A 7,629-nucleotide genomic window follows, 5' to 3' on the forward strand; every position below is an offset into this window, starting at 1 on the left:
AGCGCACCCCTTATCATTCGCCGGTCGAAGCGGGCTGCGGCTCCTCGCCTTCGATGACGACGGCAGTCGAAGAGAAGTAAGGCGGGGGCGTATCCGGCATCAAGGACATGATCCGCCCGTCGGGCCGAACGAACTCATGCGTGGCGCCGCGAATGAGCGCCGGGTCGAGCGGGATGAGGGCGTTCGGATTGTGAATGACGACCATCCCCTCGACCCATGTCTCGGCATAGCCGGGCGCGTGCACCAGATCCCGGAAGGGACGCGGCGCTGGATCGTCCGGATCGCCTTCGTGGCGCCTGTAACCCTCACGCAGCATCCGAACGCGAGGGTCACCGAAGCCGGCGAGGAAGCCCATGCGATTGAACTTCAGCAGCGTTCCTTGCGGATTGATTAGAACGGCGCTGACGTTTTCAGCCCGCTCATAGGCGAAGAAGCCGCTCGGCTCGTTAGCGGCGCCGTAGATGTGGCGCTCGATGCGCTCGACGTGAATCTTCCCCTCCCGCATCGAGTGACGAACACCGAACAGCAGCTCGTTCGCAGCCGGCGCGATGAACCGCATGGAGCCCTGCGCGTGGAAATCCTGGAGCGCCAGAACGAACGGCCGGTCAGCCATGCCTTCAGCCGCCCAGTAGGGCGGCTGTTTGCGAAGCTTGCGACGAAGGGGCCGCACCAGCTTGATAGGGATGAAGTTGGTCAGATAGTCGTCGAATGTCTCCCGAGTGAGCGGCGGCGCCTCAGCTTCACCCTGCGGCGCGTTGGCGGTGGTCGCCTCCACACCGAGGCTGCCGTTCAGGCCCGAGAACTGAAAATCCGGTGCGACCGCGTCGCCCTGACGGGCGAAGCCGCGCTCGGTAAAAGCCGCGAAGAGGTAAAGCTCCCATAGGCGCGCATCGAACCCGACGGTCTGGAACTGCTGGACAAAATTGCCGTCGACGTCCTGATGATAGCGCATCATCGCGGCGATAAGCTCGCGCGCAGGTGAGTATCGCGGGTCGGAGATCAATTTGCGAAACGCAGGGTGCTGATCCGCCTCTGGAGTGATCGGCTCGAAGAAGTCCATCGGAGGGGGGCCATCTTCACCCTGAAGAAGGTCTTCCGGGGGGCCCGCCTGCAGCCGATCCATCGCCGCGACGAGTTGCGCGCGCGCCTCATCGGCGGTGGCGAGGGTGCTGTTGACCTCCACCGCGCGGAACTGCTCCCGTTCGTCCCGGCCCAGCGCGATCCAGCCGAAGTCGTGATCGTGGCGGTCCCAGACCAAAACGCCAATGACGCGTTCATCGTCGGTCGCCAGCCACTCGAACTCCTGCGCCACTCTGACCAGACGGGGATCACGGGTATAGCCCGCCAGGGCGTTGAACCGGATTTCACTCAGCGCTCGCGCGGCCACGGCGTTGCTCCTTTCGCCAGTCTTCGGGGAGTTGAAACTCGCCGGCCCATACGCCTCTGGCTGCCCGGCGGGCCTTCGCCTCTTCAGTCCGATACGCCAGACCGGCGTATCGCGCATAACGAACCGCCAGACCTTGACCGACTAGCCAGGCGCCGAGGTCATCGCCTGCGACCTCGCAACGCGCGACCATGCGGCCGTATCGGTCTGTATCCTGCTCGAAACAGGCTACGGGCCGCCCGTCCAGAAACTGATCGAGCCGGTTTGCGGCAATGCGTCCGCAGGCGACGTCGCGACCCCCGAGCCGACACGACTGACGACTCTCGGGGGCGTCAACGCCCCAGAGCCGGACGCGCTGACCGTGAACCTCCAGCGTGTCCCCATCGATCACCGAGGCCCGGCCCTCTATCGTCGGAGGTAAGGCGGCGCCGCAGCCCGCAAGACACAGCGCCGCGACGATCGCACCCTTGGTCCAAAGCCTGAAACCCTTAGCTGGCCAGCGATCAGACACGCCCAAATCAGACCTCCACCGCGCCGTAGAAATCCTCCGCATCGACGTCGAACTCCTCGAGAAAGGACTGGCGGCGATCCGTAGAGCCCAGGACCGTCTCTTTCTGAAGAAAGACCTGGGCGTTGTGATAGCGCGCCAACCATTCGAACTTCCGCGCCGTCCGCCGGTCCGCTTTCGTCTCTTCACGACCCCTGCGGATCAGCGCCGCGTGGCGTTCCAGAAACAACAAGTAGTGCGCCGGGCTGTCGAACTCGCCCAACTGCGCCAGATAGTCGATGTAGCGGATACCGTCGTCGCCGGTCGCCAACAGGCCATCAATCGCGCGCTCTTCGTCAGCGTAGCTGTTACCCGACATCCAGAGCCGTTTGTCGGTGCGATGCGCCTCGAGCAAGGCGTCATCGACGACGATGCGCGGATAGACGGCCTCGTCGGTTTCAATCTCATAGGCTCGGGCCAACGCTGGACCGAAGACCGGCCCCTGCCCCTTCAGGCCGATATAGGCCTTGCCGACGGTCATGCCCCCTCTCACGAGCACACCCCGGTTCACCAGTTCGATCTGGGCGTGCACAAGATCGATAAGCTCCCAGACCAAGGCCCCATCGCGATGCTGGGTATCATAGGGGCGAACCCGTACGATGGCGTCGGACATTGCGAACGCGAATGGTCGGCTCGTGAGGCGCGCCTCCTTGACCTTCACAGGCTTGCCATCGTCCACCGACTGCCTGAACAGCTGCATCTGGTTCAGCACGTCCATGACGTCAGCCGCCTCGCGATTTTTGAGGAGGTGGCGAAATCCGAGGACATCGGTGAAGCTGACGATGCAGTCTTCGTAGGCCACATTCTGGGACGCGCTCGCCTCAGACTTCCGCGCCTTACCCGGAGCCTTGGTCATGGCCGGTGCAGCCGATCATGACGTGCTTCGCCCTCCCACAGACTCACGTGCGCCATTGCCTTCTCTTCCGTCTCGAACGGGAGCACGCGCTGAATGCCGACCTTGGTCTCCCAGTGCTGGGCGCCGTCCTCGCCGGTCACGCGCCAGACCGTCGCGTCGCGGTTCTCGTAGATGACTTCACGCATGAATATCAGGACCTGATTAGAATGACTTATGGTTGCGAGGGAGCTTCGCCATATCCATACAGGTGGTGCGTCGGCCCTGTCTCGGCGTTCGTTGGGGAAACGGAAAATGGCGACCGTGATTTACTGGCTGAGCTTCAAGGTCTCGACGGATCGGTCTCCCTCGAAAGGCGTCGATGGGGTCCGTCGCCAATCCATCTACGACGCCGTCACCACCTTTGATCCTGGCTATTGGGAGGAAACGACCTCGTTCATCCTCTTCGACGCCGAGGACGATATCGATGCGGTCGGCAGAGCCGTCGTGGCCGGCCTTGATGCCGATCTCGACACCGTGGTCATCCGCAAGATGTCCACCGCCACCGGCCGCTTCTGGGGGAAGGTGACGATGCCCACGTTCTTGCGCGGCTATGTCGCCAATATCACCCGCCTCTCCTGACACGGCGGGCGGAGTTGGGGGCGGCCTTGAAACCGGTCTGGGTCGCTGAGTTCCCGAGGCTTGAGGATGGGTGCTGAACTGTCGCACTGGCTTCCCGACATCGACATCGCCGTCGGCGATGATCGAGGCGCCTTTCTGAGCCGGATGGCTGATCTCGGCCGGGCGTCCGGCCGCTTCGATATCGAACATCATCGCGACGCCGCCGGTACGGCCGGCTTCGACGTCGTGAACTTCAGGGATCTGGAGGCCAGTCCGCATCGGGAGTTGGGCTTTCAACTGCTGACACGACCGGACACTCCAGACCGGGTCGCCGTCGAGGTGCGCGCGCAGCGGTGGACGCCGGATCCTCCGACAAACGCGGTCTACTGCGACGCGGCCCGCCATCTGGTGTCGCCATTGCTGACGATGTTGAACCGAAGTCACTCCACGCGATATCGACTTCGGATCGAGCGATCTGCTTCGGACCGGTTCAAACTCTCCCCGCGCAACAAGGTCCTAGTGGACCGGTTCGCCCTGCTCGCCAACACGTCCTCGCTGCACCCGCTCGATTGGAAACGGTTCTACGAACTGGTCCGTGAAAGCCGCCAGGAGATTCCCGAAGCCGAGCTTCGGGCCCTGCTGGGCGCGCGGGGTTTCTCCACGGCCCGGTCCGTCGAACTGGCCGAGCTCTACGGCCACCTCTGGGCGTTCAAGCGCCTTCGATAGACCTAGTGGCCTCGTCTGGCGTCGGGGGCTCGTGCCCGGCCGCCTCAGCCAGAAGCTGGAGATAGTCCGGCGCCAGTCGGACACCGTCGGCTTCGAGCAGGAAGCGACTGATGTGATGGACGTGATTCGTGAGATCGTCGTTGGACATCACGCCGTTGAAATACGTGCCGTAGGTTGCGAGCAGGACGTCCACGACGTCGTTGCGAGCCTTCTCGGGTTTTCGAGCGCCGATCCCGCGTTGGATAAAGGACAGCATATAGACGCCGTTGCAGAAGGCGTTTCGCAGGATGAAGTGGTTGGGCCAATTTTTGGGGCTGGGGTAGGTCAGCGGGCTCGGCGCACTCCGGAATATTGAATGAGCGACTGCGCCGACGGCGGTGTCGAACTTGTCGTGCATTTCGGGGGTCAGCGTACCACCACGACGCATATGGGCGACGTCCGACGCCGTGAAGAAGGCCTCGAACTCGGCCAGGTCAGCGGGAAAGTCGGAAGCGCCCTTGAGCACGACCGACATCTGCGTTTGCGCCCATTCGGCGCGTTCCCGAAGCTGGCGCAGGAGACTCGCCTCACCTTCGAGGGCGCGATCAAGAAGCTCGCAGAATTCGCCGAAAGCCTCGGTCTGATCGGCATCGACCATGGCCTGAGGAAGAGGTTCAGCGTCGGGATTCAGGCGTGAGATTTCTCCGGTGCCTTTCAGGATCACGACCTGATCGGCAAACGGCCTGATCACAGAGAAGCCGTCGCGGAGGGCCCGAAGGTTGTCCGGCTTGAACCGCTCCATGGCAACATAGTCGGGAAGGATGGCGCGGTTCTCGCTCGACGCGGAGAGGAATGCGCGCAGCTCATCACTGGCCAAGGCATTGGTGTCGATGACGACTCGCAGCGGCCCGGACTTTTCACTGATCGCTTCGAACATGCCCATCGTGCCCGTCAAGACGTTTGTATCAGACCCACGATGAGCCTCCTGCGGTCTGACCGCGCGCCTCCCGCTGGAGGCTGAGCCGATTTTTCAGGCACGAAGCGCCGTCAGCGAGGACGCCCTTTGCCATCCCGCTATGGGTTCGCACAACCTGATCGCCCCCGTGTTGTTACGGTGCAACGCAAAAAAAATGCCGCGCGCCCCCAAAGGGCGCGCGGCAAGTTTTCAGGTTTAGAGCCGAACCCTATTCAGCGGCGAACGGATAGGCGTCGGGGTCCGTCCCCTCCCCCTCGCTTGTGGCGGGCGCAGCCTCTCCTTCCACTTCCTGCGCCGCCGGTTCGGTTCGCAGGACAGCGGGCAACCAGCCCTTGCCCTCGACCAGACGCTCGGCGGCCTCGGCCATATCGCCCTTCTTGAACCCGGCGATCCGACCGGCCTCCTCGGCGCTGGTCGCTTCGATCACGTCCTCCAGCACCCGCGCCTTGGCGACCCGGCAAAAATAGCTGGACGCGGTGGCGCTCCACGTCCCGGCCATGTCGAGACCGACCTCGGTCGCCAGCCGCTCGGCCTGCGCCAAGGCGCCCGGCCTGCGGTCATGCGGATCGCGCACGGCGTAGAGGCCGACCCCAACGCAGCAGGCCATCAGGTCCAGAAGGTCGGCCCGGCGCATCGGCGCCAGAACCTCCCAAAGGGCATCCACCCGCTCGGGGAGACGCGCGCCCCACGCTTCACACCGGTCGCGGACCCGGCGCCCTGCCGGGCCGTCCTCCACCCCCGGCGCCAGCCTATCCAGACCGTTGACGGTCAGCCGAAGCTGCAGGGGCGTCCACACGCCGTAGCCGGGATAGAAGACCTGCAATGCCAGGGCGTGAACCACCGTGGCGAGAGCGGCGGCGGGGTCGGCCTGGACTGCATCGCGGAGGCCCATGGTTTTGTGAGCGGTCAGGTCGATCAGAAGACGATCCGAAAGGCCCGGCCCTTCGTCGGGCTCGCCGTCACGACGCCGGTCGTCTTCGTCGCCGGGCCGGACCCCAGCCCCCTCCTCCTCGCTCTCGACCTCAGGCGCGTCCGGATCGGGCGCCCGATCCGAGACGACATCCTCGCGCCGGACCAAACCGCGCTCGAACCGAGCGAGACCGTCGTGGCCCAGAAGGACCATGACCCCGGCCCGCGCCTTGACCTCGACCGGATAGTCATAGTCCGGACCAAAGGCCTGCAACGCCTTGTCGATCTCCTCCAGCCGCGCGTCCACCTCGGGCGGCAGGGTCTCGGCGCTGTCCGTCTCCGAAACCAGCCGGTCATACTCTTCCGACAGGGCTGTGATGGCGGCGGCGTCCACTTCCGAACGTTCGACCGCGACGGGATAGACCCGCCCGAGCGCGGAGACCTCGGCATACTCCCCAGCGGCCTCGGCCCATTTCCAGCCCTCCCGTTCGCGCGCCTCGAGCGCCAAACCGGCCAGCTTTTCGGACACCAGCCGGTCCAGAAGTCCCACGTCCTCGAACCATCCTCCGTCATCCTCGGTGAAGAGGTCGCGCAGGATGGCGCCGCCCGCCGCCTGATAGGCCTCGTTGCCGACGAAGGCCGCGCGCCGGTCATCTGCGCGGACCTTGGACTCGGTCATGGCGCGCCGGATGGCGTAGGCCGGAGTGTGGGGACCGATCTGGTCCAGCACCTGACGCTGCCGCTCCTGATCCTCGCTGATACAGAAGGCGGTCAGTTGGTCCAGAGCCAGACGTTCCTCCCGATAGGCCGTCATCAGCTCCGGCGCCGCCGCCGCGAGCCGAAGGCGTTGGCGCACCACATGGGCCGACACCCCGAACCGGGCGCCGATTTCCTCGGCGCCGTAGCCCTTCTCTTCGGACAGCCGCCGGAAGGCCTCGAACTGGTCGGCGGGGTGCATGGCCTCGCGGGTGATGTTCTCGTCGAGGCTGATTTCGTGGGCGTCGTTGTCGGCGTCCACGATCACCTTGACCGGATGGGTCCGCTTGATCGCCTTGCGCTTGGACAGAAGCCGCAACGCCAGCCGCCGCCCCTCCCCGATGGTCACAAGATAGTTTCCGGTCGGCGCGCCTTCTTCGTTCGTCTCGACCTCCACCACCGGCGGCTGCAACACCCCCTTGGCCTTGATCGAGGCGGCCAGCGCCTCGATGGCCGCCGCCGAATGCGGGGTCTTCCTCGCGTTTCTCGGCGAGGCCTTGAGTTGATTGAGGGGCACGAAAACCTCCGCGCCATGCTGCGGCGCGCTCGCTTCGATGGCGGTGGTTTCGATAGGTTGGGCGGTCATGTCTGCCTCCTTTGGGCAAGGGTTGCAGGCACGCGAACTGCGCGCCTGAAACCCTGCCCGTCGGCGAGACCGGGGTAGCAAGGGCCAGGGCGGACCGACCGGAGGGGGATCGCCCGACCTGCACAAGCCTGGCGGCCGTTGCTGTCGTGGAGACCCTGTTGGCGCGGAAGGTTGGGGAGACCGGTCGGTCCGGCGGCGAAGCCGCGTACCCTGACCCGCGCGAGGGCGGAGCCCTTCCATGTCCTTTTTCAAGTGTCTGGACGTGCAAAACCCTTCCGCGCCGCAGGCGCGGAGATGAGCAGGATGAGAGGTT

8 protein-coding genes are annotated in these 7,629 nt (G+C 64.9%); 2 read left to right on the forward strand and 6 right to left on the reverse strand.

Translation table 11 applies throughout. The features are described from left to right. Nucleotides 1–13: 13 nt before the first annotated feature. The 4 genes from DI624_RS00575 to DI624_RS00590 are packed head-to-tail and all read right to left on the reverse strand — an operon-like array spanning nt 14 to nt 2,972. Nucleotides 14–1,387, reverse strand: a complete 1,374-nt coding sequence (locus tag DI624_RS00575) for a hypothetical protein (RefSeq protein WP_291535390.1) — start codon at nt 1,385–1,387, stop codon at nt 14–16. Then, nucleotides 1,365–1,937, reverse strand: coding sequence for a thermonuclease family protein (locus DI624_RS00580; protein WP_291535391.1), 573 nt, complete (start codon nt 1,935–1,937; stop codon nt 1,365–1,367). Before DI624_RS00580 ends, DI624_RS00575 begins: the two co-directional genes overlap by 23 nt. Next, nucleotides 1,903–2,787 carry a hypothetical protein gene (locus DI624_RS00585; RefSeq protein ID WP_291535393.1) on the reverse strand — a complete coding sequence of 295 codons (885 nt, stop codon included), beginning with the start codon at nt 2,785–2,787 and terminating at the stop codon, nt 1,903–1,905. Before DI624_RS00585 ends, DI624_RS00580 begins: the two co-directional genes overlap by 35 nt. Then, nucleotides 2,784–2,972, reverse strand: coding sequence for a hypothetical protein (locus DI624_RS00590; RefSeq protein ID WP_291535394.1), 189 nt, complete (start codon nt 2,970–2,972; stop codon nt 2,784–2,786). The genes DI624_RS00585 and DI624_RS00590 overlap by 4 nt, the downstream gene beginning before the upstream one ends. Nucleotides 2,973–3,078: 106 nt before the next feature. Between DI624_RS00590 and DI624_RS00595 the strand changes: the two genes are divergently transcribed. Together DI624_RS00595 and DI624_RS00600 are read left to right on the forward strand one after the other, a co-directional pair. Further along, nucleotides 3,079–3,405, forward strand: a complete 327-nt coding sequence (locus tag DI624_RS00595) for a hypothetical protein (RefSeq protein WP_291535395.1) — start codon at nt 3,079–3,081, stop codon at nt 3,403–3,405. Between the two features lie 66 nt (nt 3,406–3,471). After that, nucleotides 3,472–4,110 carry a hypothetical protein gene (locus DI624_RS00600; RefSeq protein ID WP_291535396.1) on the forward strand — a complete coding sequence of 213 codons (639 nt, stop codon included), beginning with the start codon at nt 3,472–3,474 and terminating at the stop codon, nt 4,108–4,110. Here the strand turns inward: DI624_RS00600 and DI624_RS00605 are convergent. Further along, on the reverse strand, nt 4,094–5,026 hold the full coding sequence (locus DI624_RS00605) for a hypothetical protein (protein ID WP_291535397.1): 933 nt from the start codon (nt 5,024–5,026) through the stop codon (nt 4,094–4,096). The two genes, DI624_RS00600 and DI624_RS00605, sit on opposite strands and share 17 nt — an antisense overlap. Nucleotides 5,027–5,273: 247 nt before the next feature. After that, a complete protein-coding gene (locus DI624_RS00610) occupies nt 5,274–7,316 on the reverse strand; it encodes a ParB/RepB/Spo0J family partition protein (protein WP_291535398.1) in 2,043 nt (680 codons plus the stop codon). Nucleotides 7,317–7,629: the final 313 nt, after the last annotated feature.

The sequence above is a fragment of the Brevundimonas sp. genome, assembly GCF_003248455.1.
Taxonomy (GTDB): Bacteria; Pseudomonadota; Alphaproteobacteria; order Caulobacterales; family Caulobacteraceae; genus Brevundimonas.